Consider the following 22,953-nt stretch of genomic DNA (forward strand, 5'->3'; position numbering starts at 1 on the left):
CCATGGCAGCTAAAGTCGAACCCTTCTGGAAACGCAAAACGCTTGATCAGCTCGATCAGCAGGAGTGGGAATCGCTGTGCGATGGTTGCGGCCTGTGCTGCCTGCAAAAGCTTGAAGATGAAGACGATGGCAGTGTTTTTTACACGCGCATCGCCTGCAAACTGCTCGATCTCAAGACCTGCCGCTGTACCGACTATGCTAACCGGACCCAATTCGTGCCGGACTGCATTCAGCTAACCCCCGCTCAGGCCGATCAGTTCCAGTGGTTGCCGCCGACCTGTGGTTACCGCTTGGTCAGCGAAGGCAAGGATCTGCCGCTTTGGCATCATCTGGTCTGCGGCGATCCTGAGGCTGTGCACATCGAACGTATTTCCCAGTCCGGGCGCATGCTGAGCGAGCAAAGCGTGCCCGAGGATGACTGGGAGGATCACCTGATATTCCGCGCGGGTTGATACCGGCGCATTTCTCGCTGTTTAAATGCTTTGCGGCGCCCGCACGTTGCAACTGTGCGGGGCGCTGCAGGTCTACCTCTATCTGATCAGTCTGTTCTGGAGCTGCTTGCAATGTCGATTCGTCGTACTCTGTTGTCTGTTGCACTGCTGGGCATCAGCGCGCCACTTTGGGCCGCTAAAAAAGTTGATCTCGATTACAACGTAAGTTTCTTGCCAGAGACCGATCAGGCCGAAGTCAGCATGACGTTCGAGGACGGCGAGCCGATCAATAGCCTGTCGTTCAATCTCGGTAAAAATGGTGCCTACAGCGACTTTACAGCTGCAGATGGCGAGTGGACTCAGGAAAGCCCCGAACGAGGGATCTGGAAACCGGGCAAGGGCAAGTCGAAGCTGACCTACCGGGTAAAGATCAGCCACGAGCGCGACAACAAGCGCTTCGATGCCCGCATGACACCGGACTGGGCGCTGTTTCGCGGCGACAATCTGGTGCCAAGCGCGGCGATGAGCATTCATGACAAGACCGAGCTGGTAGCGCGCCTGCAGTTTGATCTGCCCAAGGGCTGGCCTGCAGTCGAAACTGGCTGGCCGCGCATCGGCAAGAACAAATTTCGCATTGATAACCCCCTGCGTAAATTCGACCGCCCGACGGGCTGGATGCTGGCCGGTAAAATCGGCTCGCGCCGCGCGCAGTTGGGCCTGACCGATGTAACCGTGGCAGCGCCAAAAGACGAAGGCATGCATCGCATGGATGTGCTGACGTTGCTGACGTTCATCTGGCCGGAAATGCAGTCGGTATTCCCGCGTGATCCCGCCAAGTTGCTGATTGTAGGGGCGGGTGATCCGATGTGGCGCGGTGGCCTGTCGGCGTCCAACTCGTACTTCATGCACGCGGATCGTCCGCTGGTCAGCGAGAACGGCACCAGTTCATTGGTGCATGAGTTGGTGCATGTATTCAGCCGCATTAACGACGCCGACAAGAGTGACTGGATCAGCGAAGGTCTGGCCGAGTATTACGCCATCGAGTTGATGCGCCGCGCCGGCGGCATGAGCGAAGATCGCTACCAGATCGTGCGCAAGAAGCTGATTGACTGGAGCCGCCCGGTAAAAAGCCTGCGCACCGAAAACTCAACTGGCCCGGTAACCGCACGGGCGGTGTTGCTGTTCCAGGACCTGGACCGCGAAATCCGCAAAGCCACCAAGGACGCCAACGGCCGCTCACTCGACGACGTCGCACGCGGCCTGATGCGGCTGGACAAGGTCACTACCAAAGATCTGATTGATATCAGCGAGAGCGTGATGGGCAAGCCGTCAGACGTGTTGGACACCAAGCTGCTCAAATAACCGTTGATGACGGGACAAAGGCTGCCGCGAGGTGGCCTTTTTTTGTGGATTTGTGTTGGGGTGGAATCCGCTTGCGGCTTCCGATATGGTTATTCCGGCGGGTTCACTCGAGGGCATCGGCGCCTGCGATATCGTCCGACGGATTGCGTTGCTGCGCACCGCTATCCATCCTCCGTATGTTTGGGTCTTGCGCCGATTTTCGAATGGTGGTTTTTCGGAGGTTGGAATCCGCATCGCGGCTTCCGACATGACGGTCTGACGGGTTCACTCGGCTGCATCGGCGCCTGCACAATCGCCTGACGGATTGCGTTGCTTTGCGCCGCTATCCATCCTCCATTCGTTCGGGGTTTGCTTTATTGCGTTTGAACGGTGGCGCTAAGCTGGGATTGTTGGTGTTCTTTGGTCCCTTTTTCGCCTTTACGGCGAGTCACTTTTGCCAAGCGACTGCTACGCGCGTTTCAAAACTAACCCAAAATTCTATGCCCCTCCATTGGGCCTCGCTGCGCTCGGCTTCCCGCATTCCATCGTTGCTCCGTGGGCACGCCGCGATGGGCCGTCCTTGGCCCAGCGCGACTCTCGCAGCATCCATGCTGCTCGACCCACTGCACAACGATTGCATTTGGCCTGCTGGAAAGGGGCGTTGGCGGTGTCTGAAATATCGCATTAGAGACTGTAAACACAGCTTTGCTTCAACCCCTGCATAGCGCATTCGGCACAAACAACTCGGTCGCCCGGTCCCGTCAGGAGGCTGAGTGTAGGTGTTGTGGAGTTGGGCATTTGGCAAGGACGCCAAATGAGCCATCAAGGGACAGGGACGTCCCTTGGTGGCGACCAACGGAGCGGCGCCGGAGCGAGGGAAGTTTTGCGCAGCAAAACCCGTATGCCGGGTGCGTTTTCTCTTTGGTTACTTTCTCTTTGCGCAAACAAAGAGAAAGTCACTCGCCGTAAAGGCGAAAGGCTGACTAAAGAAATACAACAATCCCAGCTTAGCGCCAGCGTTCAAAAAACCGAGAAGCCCCCAAAGGCAAAACACCCGGAGGATGGATAGCGGCGCGCAGCAACGCAATCCGTCAAGCGATCTCACAGGCGCCGACGCTGCCGAGTGAATCAGTTAGATCGCCATGTCGGAAGCCGCGGTGCGGATTCCAACCTCCGGCAGCCCACCATTCGAAAATTCGGTGTAGTTCTAACGCATACGGAGGATGGATAGCGGCGCGAAGCAACGCAATCCGTCGGGCGATCGCACAGGCGCCGACGTTGCCGAGTGAACCCGCTAGACCGCCATGTCCTATGCCGCCAAACGAACCCATCTGGCCGCCATGCCGCCAATCAAAAAAACACCCACTGCTCAGTAATAAAGCGGCCCCGACTTGGTATTCAACCCTTTAGCCATCCGGTCATACAGCACCACATTCACCGTCGCCGCGAGGTTCATGCAGCCCTCGGTCGGGATGTAGATAACATCCTCACACCAGTCACGAATCTCCTGGTTCAGCGAACCATCTTCCGGGCCGAAGATATAAATCGCCCGATCCGGGTGGGTGTAGGTCGGCAACGCTTGTGCGCCTTCGACCAGTTCGACAGCCACCGGCGTACAGCCTAAAGGGACGATTTTCTTCAGGTCATCAATGCCGATCAGTGGGATATCCAGATGGACGCGTTTGGTGTCGGTGATAAAACTCTGCGCGCGGTCATAGCGCACGCCGGTATAAAACACGCTGCTGACGCCGTAGCAGCCAGCTGCACGCATCACCGCGCCGACATTTTCTGGCGACTTGGGGTTGTACAGGCCGATGCAGCTGAATCGTTTGTTTGCCACCGAGGGTGCCCTTTGAATGCAAAGGGCGCAATTATACGGCCTGACAACGCTTTGGGCTTACTCTTTGCTTTTCAGCAATGCAGCCAGGTCGGCAAAGGCTTTGTGAGTCACTTTCGGGCCGGAGCTGCCTGCGGTGGTTTCACTGAAGTATTGCTGGTCGGTATAGCGCGAGTGCTCGTTGTCATGGCAGAACAGGCACAGCAGTTCCCAGTTGGAGCCGTCTTGCGGGTTGTTGTCATGGTTGTGGTCGCGGTGATGAACGGTCAGCTCGCTCAGGCGCTTGCCGGAGAACTCCCGGGCACAGCGCCCGCACACGTGCGGATACATCTTAAGGGCCTTGTCGCGGTAACCGGCTTCGCGGCTGCGCTGGGCGTCGGCGAGGATGCGGTCTAGCTTAGCGGTGGGGTTGTCGGTGCTCATTAGTCTGTCCGTGGCGGTGCGTATATGGGCTTAGTTTAGTCCGCCCTTGGCGCCGGGAGAACAACTGTATTGCGGCTTTTTGGTGGCTTGGGCCTAAACTGCAATGTACCTGTCAATTTTGGCTTAAGCCTTGGGAGTACTGCCGTGAAAGCCTTAGCCGTAATGTTGTGCACCTTTACGTTGCTGGGGGCGAGTGCAGGTGTTGTTGCGCAGACTTATCCAATGCCTTCGGTCTCCGGCGGCAGTGGCGGCGCCGGTACGGCCAATCCGAAACCCTATACACCGGTTACGCCACGCGGCATGCCTTCGACTGCGCCGAACAATCCCCCGTTGATCAGCCCGTCGCTAACCGATAAGCCAGCAGCGCAGACGCCATTGCGCCGGCCTGTCGAAAGCCTGGCGCCGCCGGATAAAGACCTGCAATTGCTTGAGCAGCAGCGCCAGCGCAACAGCGAGCAGGCTAAAGACCCAGCACCTTGAAGATGAATGCGTATTCCAGTGCGACATCCTTCAACGCCTGATACCGGCCGCTCATGCCGCCATGCCCGGCATCCAGATCGGTTTTCAGCAGCAAAAGGTTATCGTCGGTCTTGCGCACACGCAGGCGTGCGACCCACTTGGCGGCCTCCCAATATTGCACCCGACTGTCGTTGTAGCCGGCGACCACCAGCATGGCGGGGTAGGGCTGGGCGCTGACGTTTTCATATGGCGCGTAGCCTTTGATGCGCGCGTACACCTCGGGCTGATTCGGGTCGCCCCATTCGTCGTACTCGGTAACGGTGAGCGGCAGATCCGGGTTGAGCATGGTGTTGAGCACATCCACAAACGGCACTTCGGCGATGGCCGCCGCAAACAATTCAGGGCGCTGATTCAGCACGGCGCCCATCAACAAGCCACCGGCGCTGCCGCCACTGATAACTAGCTGCTGGCTGCTGGTGTAGCCCTCGGCAATCAGGTGCTCGGCGCAAGCGATAAAGTCACTGAAGCTGTTGTGTTTGTGTTCGAGCTTGCCTGCCCGATACCACGCTTCGCCCAATTCGCCGCCGCCGCGCACGTGGGCGATGGCGAAGACGAAACCGCGATCAAGCAGGCTCAGACGTGCGTGCGAGAACCACGGATCTAGGCATTCGCCGTAAGCGCCGTAGCCGTATAGATACAACGGTGCAGGCTGGCCGAGAACTTCGCGTTTGGCGACCAGGCTGATGGGCACTTGAGTACCGTCAGAAGCGGTGGCCCAGATGCGTTGGCTGACATAGGCATCGGCATCGAATGGGCCTTCGACGGGCGTCTCTTTGAGCACCTGCTGTGCGCCGTTTGTCAGCGTCAGTTGGCGGATTTGTGCCGGGCGATTGAGTGCCTCGTAGCGCAGGCGAATGGTGTTGCTGGCAAACTCCAGCGTGTCCTGCACATAAAGGTTGTACGCCGCATCTGGCAGCTGGATACGGTACTCGGGCAATTCCTGCGGATGCACTTCGACCACCGGCAGCCCGGCTTCACGCAGGCTCAGAACAAACGCCGCGTGGTTAAGGCTTACGCCTTCCAACATGACTCGCGGGTTGTGCTCGATGAGTGTTTGCCAGTGCTGGCGCTGTGGCGTGTTCTCGGCGGCGGTGTAAAGGGCGAAGTTGATGCCGCTCTGGTTGCTGCGGATAAACCAGCACCATTGGCCGTTGAGCTGGCCATGATCCACCTCGTATTCGTGGTCTTCCTCGCGCGGGGCCACGCAGCTGAATGGCTGCTCGGGTGTTTGCGCGTCGAGCGTCCAGACTTCGGTGGTGGTTTTGCTGCCGAGCATCAGCAATAACTGGCGCTCGGAACTGCTGCGATAGCAACTGACAAAGAAGCGCCCATCCGGCTCGTCGATGACCAGTGCGCTGCCATCTTCGCCGAGTCTGTGGCGGTGCAGCTGGTGCGGGCGGTGGGTTTCATCAAGGGTGGCGAAGAACAGGGTCTGGCTGTCATTGGCCCACGTCATGCTGCCATCGCATTGTTCGAACGGCAGCTCGAGGGTGTCGCCGCTGTCGAGTTGCTTGACCCGCAGCTGATAGGTTTCCTCGCCACTGGTGTCGAGGCTATACGCCAGGCGCTGGTGATCCGGGCTGATGCTGAACGCGCCCAGCGACAAAAAGCCGCCGCCGGCTAATTCATTAGGGTCCAGCAGCAGTTGTTCCGAGGCGCTGTCGACTTGCAGTGAGTCGTCGGCCGGGCGCTTGCAGCGGTAATGGCGCGGGTATTCATCGCCTGCCGTGGTGCGTTGATAGTAGAGATACTGTCCCCAAGGCGAGGGCAGCGATAAATCGGTTTCGCGAATACGTCCCTTGATCTCATCGAACAGGTTGTCGCGCAACTCGCGCTGCTCCGCCAACTGGGCTTCAAGGTAGGCGTTCTCTGCCTTGAGATAGTCAAGTACTTCGGGGCTGTCGCGGTTCTCCAGCCAGCTGTAAGGATCAGCCCCTTGATTGGATTTTGCGATGGGTGCGGGCAGCATAGTACGGCTCCAGATTCAGGGTTGATCAACAGCAGGCGCGCCGGATCGATTAAAAGTCGCTATCATAAGCCGCTATTAGTGACCCTCGCCATGTCAGGAAACCGCAGCATTATGATTGAGAACGACAACCTGCTCGCCTGGGCCGCCTACGCAATTGCTGCGCTGGGCTGCCTGTTGGTCTGGCTGCGCATGACTGGCTGGATGTGGCGTTATGTGCGCGAACCATTGCGTGTGGTCATGGCCGTGCTGCTGCTCAGTCCGACTATTGTTGATCCGGCCCGTGAGTTGTTTGCGCCTGCTATCGCAGTTATCGCGCTGGATATGCTGTTCAATGTGGGCAACAACGCCTGGCGTGCGGTGGCGGACCTTGCGCTCTACGGCATGATTGCTCTCGCGGTCTACCTGGTTTTCGTTGCTGTGCGCTGGCCCATCGAGCGCTGGTGGCGCAACCGGCAGCAGCCTGCCAACCCGGTCGAAGAGGCTGATGAAGACGCTCCTACATTGCGTGAAATCATGGCTGAAGGACGACCGCAGGCCGCGAATACTGGCGGGCGCATCGAGCCGCGTCTCTAAGTCGCAGCCGGCAACCGGCCGGCTGCATCCTTTTGGCGGCTTGGCCGCTGGTCTGTAGATTGTATCTACTTTTATGCTTTGATTAGCGCTCGGGTTTTATCCGCCGAAGTGTTTGTCACGCCGCGACTTTGTGATGCCTGGCGCAAGGAAATTAGCCATGTGTGAGCTTTTGGGCATGAGTGCCAATGTACCCACCGATATCGTCTTCAGCTTTACCGGGCTGATGCAGCGTGGCGGTTGCACCGGACCGCACCGCGATGGCTGGGGCATCGGTTTTTATGAGGGGCGCGGCCTGCGCCTTTTTCAAGACCCGCGTGCGAGCAGTGAGTCCGAGGTAGCGCAGTTGGTTCAGCGCTACCCGATCAAGAGTGAAGTGGTAATCGGGCATATCCGTCAGGCCAATGTCGGCAAGGTGTGCCTGGCCAATACGCATCCGTTTGTGCGCGAAATGTGGGGGCGCAACTGGTGCTTTGCGCACAATGGTCAGCTCGCCAATTTCAATCCTGAACCCTCGTTTTATTGCCCGGTGGGTGACACCGACAGTGAAGCGGCGTTCTGTGACCTGTTAAATCGTCTACGCTCGCAATGTACGGGGCCCACCAGCCTAGAAACACTGTTGCCGGTGCTGGTTGAGGCCTGTGTGGAATATCGTCGTCTAGGTGTGTTCAACTGTCTGCTCAGCGATGGCGATGTGCTGTTCAGCTTCTGCTCGACCAAGCTTGCGCACATAACGCGGCGGGCGCCATTTGGCCCTGCGCACTTGCGTGATGCGGACTTGCAGGTGGATTTTCAGGCGGAAACCACGCCGGATGATGTGGTCACCGTGCTGGCAACCGAGGCCTTGACCGATAACGAACGCTGGCAGGTTTATCAGCCAGGTGAATGGCGACTGTGGCGCGGCGGTGAGTGCATTGCTCAGGGGCTGAGCGCCTAGAATGACAGGCCCATTGTGGGTAAAGACGCTCGTGGATAACAGGACAGGGGGACGTGCATGTTGATGAGCTATCTGCGCTTGGCATTATTCGCTCTGGGGTTGTTGATCGGGGTTCAGATCCCGGGTTTTATGGCGGACTACAGTAAGCGTGTCGATGCGCACCTGACCGAATCCACGCAAAGTATTCAGGGTTTTCGCGCCACTGCCAGCCGGTTTTTCGGCGGCGATCTGAACAAGCTCATCGCTTACTACCGCGAGAGTAAAGACCCGGTTATGCGCAATGATGCGCAAAGCGTCAGTACGCTGGTCTCGCGCGCCGGCCTGCTAGAGGCCGAGGCCAAGGCCATGCAGGGTCCGTGGTACGCCCAAGCCTGGCACTTGCTGACACGCGCCGATCCGGCGCTGCTCAATGAAACCTACGCGGCATATCGTTATCAGGTGCTTCTGGCCCCCGAAGCTATTGCCTGGGGCATTGCTTGCGCCCTGTTGCTGGCTTGGCTGATAGAGGGCCTGTTGCGCGCCATTGGCTGGCTGCTCGGTTTTCGCGGAGACAGTCGCACGCGACAGCGTCACTGGTAAAAGTGACGCCTCTGTCTCGCCTGACAGCCGCTATGCGATGCGGCTGTCAGCGCCTGCCGAGAATAATCAGCATCACCCCGCCCAACGTGATGACGCAAGCGAGCATGGCCAGTGCGCTGAGTTGCTCGCCCAGCAGCAGATAGCCAAGCAGCAGCGCCACTACCGGATTGATGAAGGCAAAGGTCGATACCAGGCTCGGGCGTACTTCGCGCAGCAGCCAGAAGTAGGCAGGATAAACGCCCAGGCTGACCGGCAGCACCAGATATGCCATCCACAACCATGACTGTTGGCTCAGCCCGGCCAAATCGAGGTGCTGCCAGTCGCCATGCAGCACGCCAAACAAGCCCAGCAACACCGCACCCACCAGCATTTGCAGGCTCAAACCGAGCCAGCTGGAGCGAAACGCCGGTCTTTTGCGCAACATCCACACGCCGCATGCCCAGATCAGCGTGGCGCTGACGACAACCAGACCGGCAAACAACTGCGGCCCCGATGCGCTGGTCTCAAGACCATTGCTCATCAGCAACACAATGCCGGTGCACGCAATGGCCAACCCGAATAGCACCCAGACTGGCGGGCGCTCTCCGAGTACCCATTCCAGCGCCACACTCCAAAGCGGCAGGGTGGTGTAGAGCATCGCCACCACGCCGGTCGGCAAGAACTGGTTGGCGTAAATCAATGCGCCCTGACCGACTGCAATCAGCGCCAGACCGCCGATGAAGACCCCGCCGAGATCGCTGCGTTGCAGCTGCAATTGGCCGCTGAGAACAACCCAGATAAACGCCAGGCTGCCTGCCAGCGTAAAGCGCAGGCAGCCCAACACGAATGGCGGCAGTTCTTTGAGCAGGAAATGGTTGGCCAGGTAGGTTGTACCCCAGCCCAGATAAATGACGGCGAACGCGCCGATCAGCAGCAGGCTGCGCGCGCGGGGAGTTGCAGTGGGCATGATTGACCTAAAACAAGCGCGCGCCCAAGTGGGCGCGCTGGTTAAAAGTAGTTCCGGGCCTGCGCCGTCAGTGGGCGGCGGCTGCCGTTGAATTGGTGGCGGCTTTGGGCAGGCTTTTGGTCAGCAGCACCGCGGTCATGCTGACGCACAGGGCAATGCCAATCCAATGGAAGGCGTCATTGTAGGCCATTATCGCGGCTTGCTGGTGGGTGATCTGGCTGATCTGCGCCAAGGCGGCCTGTTCGCTGCCCAGCTTGCTGGTGAGCATCGCAATGCGCTCGGCCACTTGCGGGTTGGTCGGTACCAGTGCTTCACGCAAGTAATCGAAATAGACTTTGGCGCGGCTGTCGAGCAGCGTGGCGAGCAGGGCAATGCCGATTGCACCGCCGAGGTTGCGCAGAATGTTGAACAGGCTCGAGGCCGAGCCGGCATCTTCGGCGCGAATATAGGCGGTGGCAATCAGCGATACCGTGACCATCACCATCGGCTGGCCAAGGGCGCGGACCAATTGGATGTGATTGAACTGCTCGCCGGCGAAATCCGGATTGAGCGTGCCGGAAAAAAAGCTGGCCGCGCCGAACAGGCCAAAGCCCAGAGCGCAGAGGATTTTCGGGGTGATGAACTTCATCAATTTGGGAATCAGCGGAATCAGGAACAGCTGGGGAATGCCCATCCACATGATCACTTCGCCAATTTGCAGCGCGTTGTAGTTCTGTATCTGCGCCAGATACAGCGGCAAAACGTAGATCGAGCCATACAGGCCCATACCGAGGCCGACGCTGGAAATACTGGTGAGGCCAAAATTGCGTTCGCCGAGCACGCGCAGGTTGATCAGCGGGTTGGGCTTGGAGAACTGCAAAATCACAAACGCGATCAGGCTGATGCTGGCGGTAGCGCCCAAACCTGCAATCAAACTGGATTCCAGCCAGTCTTTGCGGTGGCCTTCTTCGAGGAATACCTGCAAACAACCGAGCCCGATGGCCATGGTGACGATGCCGGCATAATCGGTGCTTTTCAGCAGTTCCCAATGCGGCGCTTTCTTTTCCAGGCCGTACATCAAGCCTGCAATCATCAACAGGCCGGGCGGCACGTTGATGTAGAAGATGTATTCCCAGCCGAAGTTCTCGGTCAGCCAGCCGCCGAGTGTCGGCCCGATGGAGGGCGCAAAGGTCGCGGTCATGGCAAACAGCGCCATGCCTTTGGCACGGTGATGTTCCGGCAGTTTGATCAGGGTCATGGTGAAGGCGAGCGGGATCAGCGCGCCGCCGGTAAACCCCTGCATGGCGCGGAACACGATCATGCTTTCGAGGTTCCACGCCATCGAGCAAAGCAGAGACGAGAACAGAAAGCCGATTGAAACCCAGATGGCCAGACGCCGCGCCGAGAGCAATTGCACCAGCCAGGCTGTGAGCGGGATCATGATGATCTCGGCCACCAGATACGAGGTGGAAATCCACGATCCTTCTTCCAGCGTGGCTGCCAGTGCGCCCTGAATGTCTTTGAGCGAGGAATTGGTAATCTGAATGTCCAGCACCGCCATAAACGCGCCGAGCATCACACTCATTACCGCAATCCAGTCACGCCTGCTCGGCTCGCCGGTAGGGCGAACCAGCTGATCACCCGCCATGTTGCACGTCTGCCTTGATGTCTACTTTGACTTCAACGGACATGCCGGGGCGGATTTTGCCTTGCAGCGGATTGTGTGCAGCGAATGTCAGCTTAACCGGAATGCGCTGCACAACCTTGGTGAAGTTACCGGTGGCGTTGTCTGGCGGTAGCAGGCTGAACTGAGCGCCGGAAGCGGCAAACAGGCTTTGTACCGTGGCTTCGATCGGCGTATCGGGGAAGCTGTCGAACACCAGTTCGGCCTGCTGGCCAACCTGCATGTGACCAATCTGGGTTTCCTTGAAGTTGGCCTGCACCCAGATGTCGAGATCCGGCACGATCGACAGCAGATAGCCGCCCACTTGAGTGTATTGGCCGTTGCGCGCTGCCCGCTGGCCGATAAAGCCGCTGATGGGGGCGTAGATCTTGGTGCGCTTGAGGTCGAGTTCGGCTTTCGCAATGTCGGCGCGGGCGCTGGAGATTTGTGCGTTGAGGCTCTTGATCTCGGCTTGTAGGGTATTCACCTGTTGGCGCTGGGCTTGCAGGTCTGCCTGGGCCTTGGTGACTTGTGAGCTGGCAATGCGCTGGTCGGCGTCGAGTGTGGTGACCCGTTCCTCAGACACATAACCAGGCTTGCGCAGGGTTTTAGCGCGGGACAAGTCAACCTTGGCGCGGCTCAGCGAGGCTTGCGTCGAGGCCACCTCGGCAGCGCTGGCAGCGATCATGCTCGACTGCTGGCTGAGCGTGCTCTGGGTTTGCGCCAGTTGTGCTTCGCGGGTTGCAAGGGCGGCGCGGGCGCGGGTGAGGGCAAGTTCGAAATCGCTGGAATCAAGCTCGGCCAGCAGTTGGCCTTTTTCGACGTGCTGATTGTCTTTTACCAGTACTTGATCAATGCGTGCGTTGAGCTGGCTGGAGACGCGGGTGATTTCACCTTGTACATATGCGTTGTCAGTTGACTCGACGTATCGACCAATCAGCAACCAGTGAGCCAGAAGCGCCGCAGCTATCAGGGCAACCAACAATACAAACAGGGATAAGCGACGTTTTAGCTGGGCAGGCATGAACAAACTCAAGTTATAGGTATTAGTTCTTAGAATCTAACAGTGTTCCTTAAGAAGCTGTAGCGGGTAGAATTCAGAAACTTTGTTGCTTATGGGGAACAATAATGGGGCTCGATGATGCTCTGATCTTCACGCGCGTTGTGGAGTGCCACAGTTTTACCCTGGCCGCGAAAGGGTTGGGCATGCAGAAGTCGACTGTCAGTCGGCGTCTGGCGTTGCTAGAGGACCGGTTGGGCGTGCGTCTGCTCAACCGGACCACGCGTAAATTGCGTCTCACCGAGGTGGGCCAGGCTTATTACGACCGTTGCCGGCAGATCATGTTTGATTTCGCCGAGGCTGAGCAGGCAGTCATGCAGTTGCAGCGCGAGCCTTCCGGTTTGCTGCGCATTTCATCGCCGATAGAGTTCGGACAACTGTTTCTGGCGCATGCGATTGGTGCATTCATGCGCCAGTATCCGCAGATCACCGCCGAAGTGGAGTTGACTGCGCGTTATGTCGATCCGGTCGAGGAGGGCGTCGATATCGCCTTGCTGGTCGGTCAGCCGCAAGACTCGACCCTGATTGCCCGCAAGCTGCTGGAAACGCCGAGAAGTCTGTGCGCCAGTCCCGAATACCTGGCCATTCATGGTGTGCCGCAAACGGTGAGTGATCTCGCATCACACCGGGCCATCGTGCTCGGTCATGACTCACCGCGCTACTGGCCGCTGCTGGGGCAAAGCATTGCCTGCCACAGTGTGATGACCTGCAACAACATCACCTTCGCCCGCGAGGCCGTGCTTGCCGGTGCCGGGATTGCCGGTTTACCGGACATGATCTGCGCGCAGGCAGTCGCCGAAGGGCGACTGGTCGAGGTATTGCCGGAAGCGGAATTGCCCGTGGGTGAGTTGTATGCGGTGTATCCGTCGCGGCGGTTTCAGGCGATGAAGGTCAAAGCCTTTCTCGACTTTCTGATCAATGCGCTGCAAGCGCTTGATGGCTTTGAACTGGAGCCCAAGCCCCCCGGCCTGTTAATATCCAAGCCTTGATTCAGGTTGTTGAGTCCCTGTGCGCGGCTGGCTTGCCGCGCAACGGTTAAGCGCTGCGCTGCTGGCTGTTTCTGGCTGAGCAGGGCGCGCCTCTGTGATTCAACCCATTGCACCTTCTTGCGTTTATCCCCCGAGAGCCGCTATGACCACCGTTCGTACCCGTATTGCGCCATCCCCCACCGGCGATCCGCACGTAGGCACTGCCTATATCGCGCTGTTCAACTTGTGTTTCGCCCGCCAGCATGGCGGCGAATTCATCCTGCGTATCGAAGACACCGATCAGGTGCGTTCAACTCGCGAATCCGAACAGCAGATCTTCGATGCGTTGCGTTGGCTGGGTATTGAATGGAGCGAAGGCCCGGATGTCGGTGGCCCGCATGGCCCGTATCGGCAGAGCGAACGTGGGCATATCTACAAGCAATACACCCAGCAGCTGATCGACCAGGGCCACGCGTTCAATTGTTTTTGCAGTGCCGAGCGTTTGGACAAGGTCCGTGCTGAACAGGTGGAGGCCAAGCAGACGCCACGTTATGACGGCCACTGCATGCACATTTCCAATGCCGAAGCGCAGGCGCGCATCGAAGCCGGTGAGCCGCATGTTGTGCGCATGAAAGTGCCGACTGAAGGCGTGTGCGTGGTGCCGGACATGCTCCGTGGCGAAGTCGAGATTCCGTGGGACCGCATGGACATGCAGGTGCTGATGAAGACAGACGGTCTGCCAACCTACTTCCTCGCCAACGTGGTTGACGACCACCTGATGGGCATCACGCACGTGTTGCGGGGTGAGGAATGGCTGCCATCGGCGCCCAAGCTGATTCTGCTCTACGAATACTTTGGCTGGGAAAAGCCGCAACTGTGCTACATGCCGCTGCTGCGTAACCCGGACAAGAGCAAGCTCTCGAAGCGCAAGAACCCGACCTCGATCACCTTCTACGAGCGCATGGGCTACCTGCCAGAGGCGATGCTCAATTACCTCGGCCGCATGGGCTGGTCGATGCCGGATGAGCGCGAGAAATTCTCGCTGGACGAGATGATCGCCAATTTCGACATTCAGCGGGTTTCGCTCGGTGGGCCAATCTTCGATCTGGAGAAGCTGTCCTGGCTCAATGGCCAGTGGATGCGTGAGCTGAGCGTCGAGGATTTTGCGGCAGGCGCGCAGAAGTGGGCATTCAACTCCGATTACATGATGCAGATTGCCCCGCACGTTCAGGGCCGCGTCGAGACGTTCAGTCAGATTGCGCCGCTGGCAGCTTTCTTCTTCTCGGGCGGGCTTAATCTGGATGCCAAGCTGTTCGAGCACAAGAAGCTCTCGGCCGATCAGGTGCGTCAGCTTATGCAGTTGATTCTGTGGAAGCTGGAAGCGCTGCGTCAGTGGCAAAAGGACAACATCACGGGCTGCATTCAGGCCGTGGTCGAGTCGCTTGAGTTGAAACTGCGCGATGCCATGCCGCTGATGTTTGCCGCCGTTACCGGCCAGAGCAGCTCGGTTTCTGTACTCGACGCCATGGAAATTCTCGGCCCGGATTTGACTCGCTTCCGCCTGCGTCAGGCAATTGAGTTGCTGGGCGGCGTGTCGAAAAAAGAAAACAAAGAGTGGGAAAAGCTTCTGAGCAACATTGCCTGACAAGGCATGCGGCGCGGAAGGTTTATCGCTGAAACTGCTAAAAGCGGGTAAGTGGTTGTTCTGTCAGCATAAAGAATCTTCAAAAGGTCTAAAATTTTGTTGACAGTAGGCGGGGGCGCACTTAATATGCGCCCCGTCCTTGAGATGGGGCTATAGCTCAGCTGGGAGAGCGCTTGCATGGCATGCAAGAGGTCGACGGTTCGATCCCGTCTAGCTCCACCAATCTCTTTAAAGCCGTAAGGCTTGCCACGATCGGTTCATTGAACGGGTCGAGTTTGAAGGTTTTGTCCCCTTCGTCTAGTGGCCTAGGACACCGCCCTTTCACGGCGGTAACAGGGGTTCGAGTCCCCTAGGGGACGCCATTTTAAAACGCAGTGCCGCAAGGTGTTGTGAGCCGAGAGGCGATAAATCTGGGGGTATAGCTCAGCTGGGAGAGCGCTTGCATGGCATGCAAGAGGTCAACGGTTCGATCCCGTTTATCTCCACCAATTTTTTAGCGGTTCAATTCATTTGATTTGCTAACTGCCACGAGTCAGCGATTAGCTGGCTTGGTTTCGAAGGTTTTGTCCCCTTCGTCTAGTGGCCTAGGACACCGCCCTTTCACGGCGGTAACAGGGGTTCGAGTCCCCTAGGGGACGCCAATTTTTACCCGCTGTGCGGGTTTTTTAAAGGGTCATTCTTAACGGAATGGCCCTTTTGTTTGTCTGCTGTTTTTATCCCCGTACATATCGCAGTTGTGCTGGTACAAGGGCTCTGGCAGTGTTGCGCGTAGGTGCAGGCACATGCCTGTGAAGCTATCGTGTCCATGCAGCGCTCATGCGTAGAGGCCTCTTTGTGGGCCGCAGCGCTGAGCGTGAAGGGCGAGAAGGGAGGCAGGGATGAATTGGGATCTTGATAATCCGTTCGTGATCGATATTGCGGTAACCGCCGATGATATCGACGGTCTGGGGCACGCCAATAACGCGGTGTATATCACGTGGATGGAGCGCTGCGCGTGGCGCCATACGCAGTATCTGGGGCTGGATCTGGTTGAGTACCAGCGCTTGAACCGGGCAATGGCGGTGGTGCGGCACGAGATCGATTACCTGGCCAGTGCCTATGAGAATCAGCAGCTGCAGGTCGCGACGTGGATTGTGGAGTCTGACCAGCGTTTGAAGATGGACCGTCAGTTCCAGATCGTGCGCCCCGAAGACGGCATGACCCTGCTGCGCGGCAAGACCACTTTTGTCTGCATCGAGTTGTCGAGCGGTAAGCCCAAGCGCATGCCGCGCGAGTTTATCGAGGGCTACGGCAAGGCACTGCGCCAGCCTTATCCTCTGGAGTTGTAAGCGCGCGTTTACTGCGTTTCTGGCGCGATGAAGATCGAGTCGTTGGTGACCTTGATCTGGAAGTAGCGCGTTTCTCCCGGCGCAATGATCAGCGACTGGCTGTTGCGCAGATTGAGATTGCCGCAGTAGCCGGCAGGTGAGGTCATCATCAGGATGTTTTGCTCGCCGGCTTCAATGTTCAGGGTCACCGATTCGCCGATGCCCAGTTCGGCGCCGTGCAAACCGCCGACCAGAATGGCTACGTCGCAGGCTGTGGGCGCATTTCGGTCGCGACTGAACACGACGTGCGCAGCTTTGTTGGGCATGGGTTTCAGGCCAGGTTGCTCGAATATTTGGGCGCCGTCAGCCGTGCTGACCATCAGGGTGAGCAGGCATACAGGCAGCAGCGATAAACGCATAAATATCCTCCGGGATCAGCGTCGGGTTAGTGTGCAGCATTCGCTTCGATAAGTCCGTGGAATTGCTCCGCAGAGTTGTCATTTAACGCAATACGCCCCTGCTGCGCAGCGCAAGGCGCGACAGGTTCTTGAGAGTACAGCTATGCAAATCGCTTTGGCGCCCATGGAGGGGTTGGTTGACGATATTCTGCGCGATGTGCTGACGCGCGTCGGGGGTATCGACTGGTGTGTGACTGAATTCATCCGTGTCACGGAGCGCCTGTTGCCGGAGGCGACCTTCTACAAGCTCGCCTCAGAATTGCACAACGGCTCGCGCACGGCAGCGGGCACCCAGCTGCGGGTGCAATTGTTGGGCTCCGATCCCAAATGCCTGGCTGATAACGCCGCGCTGGCTTGCGAGTTGGGCGCTCCGGTGATCGACCTGAACTTCGGCTGCCCAGCCAAGACAGTCAATAAATCCCGTGGCGGTGCGGTGCTGCTGAAAGAGCCGGAGTTGCTTCACGAGATCTTGTGCGAGGTGCGTAAAACCGTGCCCGCGAACATTCCGGTCACCGCCAAGATGCGCCTTGGTTTCGAGCACAAGGATGGCGCTATGGACTGCGCGCGTGCACTCGCCGAGGGTGGCGCCGAACAGCTCGTTGTTCACGCCCGTACCAAGGTCGAAGGATACAAACCTCCGGCGCATTGGGAATGGGTGGCGCGCGTGCAGGATGTCGTGAGCGTGCCGGTGTTTGCCAATGGCGAAGTCTGGAGTCTTGAAGACTGGCAGCGCTGCCGTGAGATCAGTGGTGTCGATAACATCATGCTGGGTCGCGGGCTCGTTGCGCGCCCGGATTTGGCCCGGCAGATTTCTCAGGTGCGCGCGGGCCTGCCGGTCACCGAAATGAGCTGGGCCGAGTTCATGCCGTTACTCACCGATTTCTGGGTGCAGGCGCGCTACAAAATGACCCAGCGCTCGGCGCCGGGGCGGCTCAAGCAATGGCTGGCGTTGCTCACTAAAACCTATCCCGAAGCTGTCGAGCTGTTCAACGTGTTGCGCCGCGAGACGGACTGCGAGCGCATTGATCAGTTGTTCGCGGTACAGCTCGACCGCGAACGCTTCCTGCACGCGCAGCATGCACTGCAAGCCCAGGCGCAATGCGCATAGAGCCTTGAGTCGTCAGGTTTTCGGCGATTTCTAGCGCCCGCCGGCTACGTCGAGTAACGCCCCGCTGGTGTAAGACGCCGCATCGCTGGCCAGCCACAAAATTGCCTCGGCGATTTCTTCGGGTTGGCCGCCGCGCTGCATCGGGATGCTCTTGCTGACACGCTCAACGCGTCCCGGCTCGCCGCCGCTGGCATGAATCTCGGTGTCGATCACGCCGGGGCGAACAGCGTTGACCCGAATGCCGTCAGCGGCCAGTTCTTTGGCCAGGCCCACGGTCATGCTGTCAATCGCGCCCTTGGCGGCGGCGTAGTCGATGTATTCCTCTGGTGCGCCAAGTTTGGCGGCAATAGACGACAGGTTGATGATCGCGCCGCCATTACCGCCACGGCGTGTCGACATGCGTTGGATGGCTTGGCGTGCGCAGTAAAAACTGCCGTAAACATTGGCGGCAAACACCCGCTGCAGACGCGCTCCGTCGATCGCTTCGAGGCGGCTTTGCGATTCCAGCATGCCCGCGTTGTTGACCAGTACATCGAGCCGCGAGAACTGCTGGTCGAACTGTTTGAACAGCTCCGCAACTTGGTTCTCGTCACTGATATCAGCCTGGATGGCAAATGCTTCGCCGCCGTCTGCGCGGATCTCAGCAACCAGTTGTGTTGCTGCGTCCTGCTGTTGCCGGTAGTTGATGCACACGGCGTAACCCCGCGCGGCGGCGAGCCTTGCAGTGGCGGCGCCAATGCCGCGACTGGCCCCGGTAATCAACATGACTTTGCTGTGCATGAAGCCTCCTTGTGCGGTTGAGTGAGCAAACAGTCTAGGTAAAAAATTTTACAGCCAGCTCTTGAAAATGATTTTGCCGTCCACATTTTTATTCCTGAGAGATGCCGAAGTCGGGTCTCGTCAGCTTGTACTAAAGCCACTTTTTTGTGGGTGCAAGCAGTTAATTGATCACCCTCGCTGAATATCAGGAGAAACACATGAGCACTGCATTTTCCATGACCCCGCTGCTGCGTCAGTCCGTTGGCTTTGACCGCTTCAATGATTTGTTTGAGTCGGCCATGCGCAATGAAGGCGGGAGCAGCTACCCACCGTACAACGTTGAAAAGCACGGTGAAGATCAATACCGAATTGTGGTTGCCGCAGCCGGTTTTCAAGATGAAGACCTCGAGTTGCAGGTAGAGCGCAGTGTGCTGACAGTAACCGGTGGCAAGCGTGAAGCGCCAACCGAGAGTGTCAGCTACCTGTATCAGGGCATTGCCCAACGGGCTTTCAAGTTGCCGTTCCGTCTCGCGGACCACATTGAAGTACGCTCGGCGAGCCTGATCAACGGCTTGCTTAATATTGACCTGGTCCGTGTTGTGCCAGAAGAAGCCAAGCCCAAGCGCATCGCCATCAACAGTGCGACTCAAGCGCTGAACAGCTAAGCGTCTGAGGCACTCAGGCAAAGCAGCGCCCCCGCATTGTCGGGGGCGTTTTCGTGAGAGGGATTTGCTTAGTGAATCAGCGTGTTTTGCGCGTCGCGTAACAGCTGACGGAATGCGTCGAGTGGCAGTGGCTTGCTGAACAGGTAACCTTGATACAGGTTGCAGTTCTGCTTGAGCAGGAAGTCCAGTTGCTCCTGTTCTTCAACACCTTCGGCAATCAGGGTCAGCTCCAAGCTGTGAGCCATGGCAATAATGGCGCGAATAATCTCTGCATCGTTCGGGTCGCTGGTCGAGTCCTGAATGAACGACTTGTCGATTTTGATCACATCAACCGGCAGCTTTTTGAGGTAGGTCAGCGAGCTGTAGCCGGTGCCAAAGTCGTCCATTGCGAAGCTGATGCCCAGCTTCTTGAGCTTATTCATCTTGGCGATCGCGTCTTCGATGTTCTGAATCACAATCCCTTCGGTAATCTCCAGCTTGAGCATCGGCAAGCTGCTTTGGCGCAGGCAGTTCTCGACACGCTGGACGAAGTCTTTCTGGCGGAACTGGCGGGGGCTGATGTTTACGCAGAGGCTGAAGTTCTCGGGCGCGATCAGGCCTTCCTCGATCAACGCCACGCAGCTGGCGCAGGCCTCGTTGAGAACCCAGCTGCCCACTTCGAGAATCAACCCGCTTTCTTCGAGAATGTGAATGAACCGGGCAGGAGACTGAGCGCCCAGTACCGGATGATTCCAGCGTAGCAATGCTTCCGCGCCAATGATCTGGTTGGTCAGTGCGTCCACCTGTGGCTGGAAGTACAGCTCGAACTCGGAGCGCTGCAAGGCCAGACGCAAATCACTTTCAAGGCGCAGACGTTCGCTGGCAACTTCTTGCATGGAGGCGTCGAACATCTGCACGGTGTCACGCCCCAGGTCTTTGGCGCGATAGAGGGCAATGTCGGCACGCTTGAGCAAATCGGCCGGGGTCTGGCCGTGATCCGGAATCAGCGCCATGCCGATGCTGGGTGTGACCTGGAGCCGGTGTCCGTCAATCAGCATCGGCTCGGCCAGCAGAGAGCGGAAACCATCGGCCAGGCGATAAACCAGCTCGGTTACGCGGCTCATATCGCCTTCCAGGCCAGACAACAAAATCACGAACTCATCACCACCGAGTCGCGCCACGGTGTCTTCCATGCGCACGCTGGCTTCAAGGCGCGCAGTGGCCATTTTCAGCACGCTGTCGCCAACCGGATGGCCGAGAGAGTCGTTAATGTGTTTGAAGTGATCAAGGTCGAGAAACAGCAGGGCGCCGCGCAAGTCATGGCGTTTGAGCAGGGCAATTTGCTGGCTCAGGCGATCCATCAGCAATGCGCGGTTGGGTAAGTTGGTCAGCGAGTCGTGGTAAGCCAGATGCTGGACCTGAGCCTGCGCTTCCTTGAGCTCGGAAAGGTCGCGTACCGTCATCAGCAGGCAAGGCACATTGTTCAGCTCGATGGTCTGAACCGAGATGTCGACCGGGATGATGTTGCCGTCACGATGGCGGCAGCGCATTTCCATGTGCACGGTGCTGCGCGCGTTCTGGATTCTGTCGAGCACGCGTTGACGCTCTGCCTGACTTTCCCAGATATTAATATCGTTGGCGGTGAGGCCAATAATATCTTCACTGCGATGCCCGGTCAGGCGGTGGAAGCCTTCATTCACTTCGATGTAGCGACCGGTCGCACGCTCGGTAATGGTGATGGCGTCCGGGCTTGAATGGAACGCTTTGGCAAACTTGTCCTGGCTGGCTTCAAGCGCGGCTTCTGCGGCCTGTTGATCGGTAATGTCGCGGAAAGTGGTGGTGATACATTCATGTTGGTCGACCGTGATCAGTCGGCTCGACAGAATGCAGGTCAACTCTTTGCCTGAGCGGGTAATGAACTGAACGACTTCGTTGTTCAGTTCATGGTCGCGCATGAATCGCTCATGCAGTTCAATGCGTTGATCGGGGCTGCGCCAGATCTTCAGGTCGGTACTTTTGCTGCCAATCAGCTCAGCCTGACTCCAGCCAAATGTCCTGCAAAAGCTGGGGTTGACCTCGATCATCGTGCCATCTTCCGCCCGCGATACGCAGATCGGCTCCGGGCTTGCCTGAAACAGTGCGGAGTATTTCTCCTCTGATGCGGCGAGTGTCTGCTCACGCAACGTGCGCTCGGTAACATCCATCACCACGCCGGTCAGGCGCAGCGGATTGCCAGCTGCGTCGCGGCTGAGTTGGGCGATGCATTCCAGATAACGCGTGGAACTGTCGGGCAGTTGCGAGCGGTATGTCAGTTGATAGGTCGGCTGATCGCTCGCCAGCAACGCGCGATAGTCCTGGTACATGCGTTGTTGGTCTTGGGCATGGACGTGAGAAAAGAATGTGCTGAACGGACCCTGGTATTCCTCTGCCGGGAGGCCGTGCAGCATCGCGGCGCGTTGCGAGCCAAACAGGGTTTTATTCGGAATATGCCAGTCCCAGGTCCCAAGGTTGGCCGAGTCCAGCGCCAGATCAAGGCGCGCCTGGCTGTCTTTGAGGGCGCGTTCCTGGCTTTTTTGCCGGCTGATATCGCGAATGGTCAATATCAGGCAGTCGTGATTGTTCAGCTCGATTTCATCGCCGAACAGCAGCTTGGTGCTCGGCTTGCCTTGTTTGTCGCATAGCTCGACTTCGAACTCTTGCAGGCTGTTCGCCTCAAGTGCTTCGATCATTCTCATGCGGTCTTGTGGGTGCTGCCAGACGCCGAGTTGGCTGGCTGTTTTGCCGATGGCATTGGCGTTGCTCCAGCCGAACTGGCGCTCGAAACTCGGGTTCACCTGAATCAGTTTGCCGCTGTATTTCTCGCTGATTACCACCGCGTCCGGGCTGTACTGAAACGCCTTGGCGAACTTTTCTTCACTGAAGCGCAGTGCTTGTTCGGTGCGCTTTTTTTCGCAGGTGTCAGTGAAGGTGCACAGCACGTAGTCGATCTGATCAATCTCGATCAGTTGAACACTGAGAATGCCATCAGTCAGGCTGCCATCACGGCGACGCAGGGTGACATTCTTGCTCAGCGGCTCGAGGGTTGATTCGAGTGCGTCACGCAACGTGTCGCGGTCATTGGGTTCGGTCCAGATCTTCGCGTCAATGGTGGACTGGCCGCATATCTCCTGGCTCGTCCAGCCAAAGCTGTTTTCAAAGTGCTGGTTGACCGCGGTGATGACCGAATCCGCTTTGCGCACCAGTGCGACTGAGTCCGGGCTCAGCTGAAACAGGCTGTCAAAACTTCTTGAGGATTCAGCCAGTGCATGTGCCTGTTCCTGCTGATGAGTGATGTCACGCACCACGCCGAAAAGGGCGATTTGATCTTCGTCGCGTTTCAGGCTGGCGTTGATCTCCAGCCAATGCAGGCTGCCATCGGGCCACATGATCCGGTGGCGCACGGTCTGCTCGCTGAGATTACCCCGGCAGATATCAGTGAACAGAGCTCTGATGTGCTTGTGATCCGCCTGCGGCACCAGGCTGAAGTAGTCGATTCGTTTGCGTCGCTGCTTGTCGGTGTCAATCCCGAAGATCGCCTGTGAGGCGCGCGAACCGGTGATCCGGCCGCTGTTTACGTGCCAGTGCCACGCACCCATGTGTGCGCTATTCAGCGCCTTGAGCAGGTGCGGAAATTGTTCCCAGGTACTCTCGAACTCGCCGTCATTCAGTGGCTCAAAGAAGGGGTCCGGGTATTCGATATCGGGGCGGTTGCTCATAGACCGCCTTTTACAGGGGAGTTGTGCTGCCCGGTTTGCCGAAGGAAGAGAGGGT

At 58.1% G+C, this 22,953-nt stretch carries 20 protein-coding genes and 4 tRNA genes; 15 read left to right on the forward strand and 9 right to left on the reverse strand.

Features of this window, described 5'->3' with window-relative positions:
- Positions 1-2 precede the first annotated feature (2 nt).
- Positions 3-452, forward strand: coding sequence for a YcgN family cysteine cluster protein (locus tag FEZ62_RS17635; RefSeq protein WP_069899108.1), 450 nt, complete (start codon positions 3-5; stop codon positions 450-452).
- Positions 453-563: 111 nt separating this feature from the next.
- Positions 564-1,793, forward strand: coding sequence for a hypothetical protein (locus FEZ62_RS17640; protein ID WP_172929270.1), 1,230 nt, complete (start codon positions 564-566; stop codon positions 1,791-1,793).
- A gap of 1,348 nt (positions 1,794-3,141) precedes the next feature.
- On the opposite strand, the gene FEZ62_RS17645 is transcribed toward FEZ62_RS17640, so the two are convergent.
- Positions 3,142-3,612 (reverse strand): RNA methyltransferase, encoded by a 471-nt coding sequence (locus tag FEZ62_RS17645; protein WP_069899104.1) that lies wholly within the window; start codon positions 3,610-3,612, stop codon positions 3,142-3,144.
- Between the two features lie 57 nt (positions 3,613-3,669).
- On the reverse strand, positions 3,670-4,032 hold the full coding sequence (locus tag FEZ62_RS17650; protein WP_069899102.1) for a YajD family HNH nuclease: 363 nt from the start codon (positions 4,030-4,032) through the stop codon (positions 3,670-3,672).
- A 144-nt stretch (positions 4,033-4,176) separates the two neighbouring features.
- Here FEZ62_RS17650 and FEZ62_RS17655 point away from each other — a divergent pair, with 144 nt between their 5' ends.
- Positions 4,177-4,512, forward strand: coding sequence for a hypothetical protein (locus FEZ62_RS17655; protein ID WP_172929271.1), 336 nt, complete (start codon positions 4,177-4,179; stop codon positions 4,510-4,512).
- Here FEZ62_RS17655 and FEZ62_RS17660 read toward each other — a convergent pair.
- Positions 4,493-6,520 (reverse strand): S9 family peptidase, encoded by a 2,028-nt coding sequence (locus FEZ62_RS17660; protein ID WP_172929272.1) that lies wholly within the window; start codon positions 6,518-6,520, stop codon positions 4,493-4,495. The genes FEZ62_RS17655 and FEZ62_RS17660 overlap by 20 nt on opposite strands.
- Before the next feature lie 111 nt (positions 6,521-6,631).
- Here FEZ62_RS17660 and FEZ62_RS17665 point away from each other — a divergent pair, with 111 nt between their 5' ends.
- From FEZ62_RS17665 to FEZ62_RS17675, 3 genes are all read left to right on the forward strand, one after another.
- Positions 6,632-7,093 carry an MFS transporter gene (locus tag FEZ62_RS17665; protein WP_178115980.1) on the forward strand — a complete coding sequence of 154 codons (462 nt, stop codon included), beginning with the start codon at positions 6,632-6,634 and terminating at the stop codon, positions 7,091-7,093.
- A 157-nt stretch (positions 7,094-7,250) separates the two neighbouring features.
- On the forward strand, positions 7,251-8,027 hold the full coding sequence (locus tag FEZ62_RS17670) for a class II glutamine amidotransferase (protein ID WP_069899096.1): 777 nt from the start codon (positions 7,251-7,253) through the stop codon (positions 8,025-8,027).
- Between the two features lie 57 nt (positions 8,028-8,084).
- Complete coding sequence (locus FEZ62_RS17675; RefSeq protein WP_172929273.1) at positions 8,085-8,606, forward strand: DUF2937 family protein; 522 nt, start codon at positions 8,085-8,087, stop codon at positions 8,604-8,606.
- A 46-nt stretch (positions 8,607-8,652) separates the two neighbouring features.
- Here FEZ62_RS17675 and FEZ62_RS17680 read toward each other — a convergent pair whose 3' ends face one another.
- From FEZ62_RS17680 to FEZ62_RS17690, 3 genes are all read right to left on the reverse strand, one after another.
- On the reverse strand, positions 8,653-9,552 hold the full coding sequence (locus FEZ62_RS17680) for an EamA family transporter (RefSeq protein ID WP_172929274.1): 900 nt from the start codon (positions 9,550-9,552) through the stop codon (positions 8,653-8,655).
- Positions 9,553-9,619: 67 nt separating this feature from the next.
- Positions 9,620-11,179: a DHA2 family efflux MFS transporter permease subunit gene (locus FEZ62_RS17685; RefSeq protein WP_069899090.1), complete on the reverse strand. Its 1,560-nt coding sequence runs from the start codon at positions 11,177-11,179 to the stop codon at positions 9,620-9,622.
- Positions 11,169-12,218 carry an HlyD family secretion protein gene (locus FEZ62_RS17690; RefSeq protein ID WP_069899088.1) on the reverse strand — a complete coding sequence of 350 codons (1,050 nt, stop codon included), beginning with the start codon at positions 12,216-12,218 and terminating at the stop codon, positions 11,169-11,171. Before FEZ62_RS17690 ends, FEZ62_RS17685 begins: the two co-directional genes overlap by 11 nt.
- Before the next feature lie 104 nt (positions 12,219-12,322).
- Here FEZ62_RS17690 and FEZ62_RS17695 point away from each other — a divergent pair, with 104 nt between their 5' ends.
- The 7 genes from FEZ62_RS17695 to FEZ62_RS17725 all read left to right on the forward strand — a co-directional run bounded on the left by FEZ62_RS17695 (position 12,323) and on the right by FEZ62_RS17725 (position 16,195).
- Positions 12,323-13,243: a LysR family transcriptional regulator gene (locus FEZ62_RS17695; RefSeq protein WP_069899086.1), complete on the forward strand. Its 921-nt coding sequence runs from the start codon at positions 12,323-12,325 to the stop codon at positions 13,241-13,243.
- Between the two features lie 142 nt (positions 13,244-13,385).
- Positions 13,386-14,867: a glutamate--tRNA ligase gene (gene gltX / locus FEZ62_RS17700; protein ID WP_172929275.1), complete on the forward strand. Its 1,482-nt coding sequence runs from the start codon at positions 13,386-13,388 to the stop codon at positions 14,865-14,867.
- Positions 14,868-15,013: 146 nt separating this feature from the next.
- Positions 15,014-15,089, forward strand: a tRNA-Ala gene (locus FEZ62_RS17705).
- Positions 15,090-15,153: 64 nt separating this feature from the next.
- Positions 15,154-15,229: transfer RNA gene (locus tag FEZ62_RS17710), tRNA-Glu, on the forward strand.
- Positions 15,230-15,279: 50 nt separating this feature from the next.
- Positions 15,280-15,355: transfer RNA gene (locus FEZ62_RS17715), tRNA-Ala, on the forward strand.
- 77 nt (positions 15,356-15,432) lie between these two features.
- Positions 15,433-15,508 (forward strand) — tRNA-Glu (locus tag FEZ62_RS17720).
- Between the two features lie 237 nt (positions 15,509-15,745).
- Positions 15,746-16,195 carry a thioesterase family protein gene (locus tag FEZ62_RS17725; RefSeq protein ID WP_069899082.1) on the forward strand — a complete coding sequence of 150 codons (450 nt, stop codon included), beginning with the start codon at positions 15,746-15,748 and terminating at the stop codon, positions 16,193-16,195.
- Positions 16,196-16,203: 8 nt separating this feature from the next.
- On the opposite strand, the gene FEZ62_RS17730 is transcribed toward FEZ62_RS17725, so the two are convergent.
- Positions 16,204-16,593, reverse strand: a complete 390-nt coding sequence (locus FEZ62_RS17730) for a hypothetical protein (protein WP_069899080.1) — start codon at positions 16,591-16,593, stop codon at positions 16,204-16,206.
- A 142-nt stretch (positions 16,594-16,735) separates the two neighbouring features.
- On the opposite strand from FEZ62_RS17730, the gene FEZ62_RS17735 reads away from it, so the two are divergent.
- Complete coding sequence (locus FEZ62_RS17735) at positions 16,736-17,740, forward strand: tRNA-dihydrouridine synthase (RefSeq protein ID WP_172929276.1); 1,005 nt, start codon at positions 16,736-16,738, stop codon at positions 17,738-17,740.
- Positions 17,741-17,770: 30 nt separating this feature from the next.
- Here the strand turns inward: FEZ62_RS17735 and FEZ62_RS17740 are convergent, their stop codons facing one another.
- On the reverse strand, positions 17,771-18,520 hold the full coding sequence (locus tag FEZ62_RS17740) for an SDR family oxidoreductase (protein WP_242454987.1): 750 nt from the start codon (positions 18,518-18,520) through the stop codon (positions 17,771-17,773).
- 197 nt (positions 18,521-18,717) lie between these two features.
- Here FEZ62_RS17740 and FEZ62_RS17745 point away from each other — a divergent pair, with 197 nt between their 5' ends.
- Complete coding sequence (locus FEZ62_RS17745) at positions 18,718-19,164, forward strand: Hsp20 family protein (protein ID WP_172929277.1); 447 nt, start codon at positions 18,718-18,720, stop codon at positions 19,162-19,164.
- Positions 19,165-19,232: 68 nt separating this feature from the next.
- Here FEZ62_RS17745 and FEZ62_RS17750 read toward each other — a convergent pair whose 3' ends face one another.
- Entirely contained in the window at positions 19,233-22,898 is a 3,666-nt protein-coding gene (locus FEZ62_RS17750; protein WP_172929278.1) for a bifunctional diguanylate cyclase/phosphodiesterase, read from the reverse strand.
- Positions 22,899-22,953: the final 55 nt, after the last annotated feature.

The sequence above is a fragment of the Pseudomonas sp. MS19 genome (assembly GCF_013277615.1).
GTDB lineage: Bacteria > Pseudomonadota > Gammaproteobacteria > Pseudomonadales > Pseudomonadaceae > Aquipseudomonas > Aquipseudomonas marincola.